Below are 442 nucleotides of genomic sequence, written 5' to 3' on the forward strand. Positions count from 1 at the left end.
CAGAGATTGGACGGCCTGTGTCCAAAACTTCCATGCCACGAGTCAAACCATCTGTTGATTCCATGGCGATCGTACGGACCATACCATCACCCAACTCCAAGGCTACTTCAAGGACAATTTTTGTTTTTCTTTCGTCATTTTTGTAGACGACAAGTGCATTGTTAATCTCAGGAAGTTTTTCCCCTGCTGCAAACAAGACGTCTACAACGGGTCCAATAACCTGAGCAATTTTACCTGAACTCATCTCCTTCTCCTATTCTATATAAGATACTGTCGGTTCCTAGGTAACCTAGGTCCTAAGTTCATTTTGATACGAGGGAGGGGAGGCCTTATTCTAAGGCACTAGCCCCCGCTACGATTTCTGTAATTTCTTGTGTAATCGCCGCCTGTCCGGCACGGTTATACTGGATTGTCAAATCATTGATGACCTTCTTGGCATTAT

At 44.6% G+C, this 442-nt stretch carries 1 protein-coding gene and 1 pseudogene; both read right to left on the reverse strand.

The window, feature by feature from the left end; all coding sequences use genetic code 11:
• Positions 1–244: pseudogene (locus SORDD16_RS10050) on the reverse strand (F0F1 ATP synthase subunit beta); the annotation flags it as partial.
• Between the two features lie 85 nt (positions 245–329).
• The coding region (locus SORDD16_RS10900; protein WP_241734073.1) for a F0F1 ATP synthase subunit gamma at positions 330–442 on the reverse strand (113 nt) is incomplete at its 5' end.

It is taken from the genome of Streptococcus oralis, from assembly GCF_001578945.1.
Lineage (GTDB): Bacteria > Bacillota > Bacilli > Lactobacillales > Streptococcaceae > Streptococcus > Streptococcus oralis_Q.